Below are 246 nucleotides of genomic sequence, written 5' to 3'. Positions count from 1 at the left end.
GCTGACTCTGATACTGAAACGCTTGATGAAGCGGATTCTGAGACAGAGGCACTTGTTGAGACTGACTCAGACGTGCTGACTAATTCTGACGCACCTACTGAGGCTGACGTAGATACTGAAGCGGATACGCTTGTTGATGCTGACTCAGAGGCAGAGACGGAATCGGATGCGCTCGCTGATTCTGACGCTGAGACTGAAGCAGATGTGCTTGCTGATACTGACTCTGATGCACTTACACTTTGTGAT

Annotated in this window: 1 pseudogene; it reads left to right on the top strand. The window is 49.6% G+C overall.

Annotated features, from left to right (window positions below):
* Positions 1-246, top strand: a pseudogene (locus HMPREF2637_RS11320) (MSCRAMM family adhesin SdrC); the annotation flags it as partial.

Origin of the sequence: Streptococcus sp. HMSC065H07 (assembly GCF_001837325.1) — a bacterium.
Classification (GTDB): Bacteria; Bacillota; Bacilli; order Lactobacillales; family Streptococcaceae; genus Streptococcus; species Streptococcus salivarius_H.
This window is presented reverse-complemented; position numbering and strand designations above follow the sequence as displayed.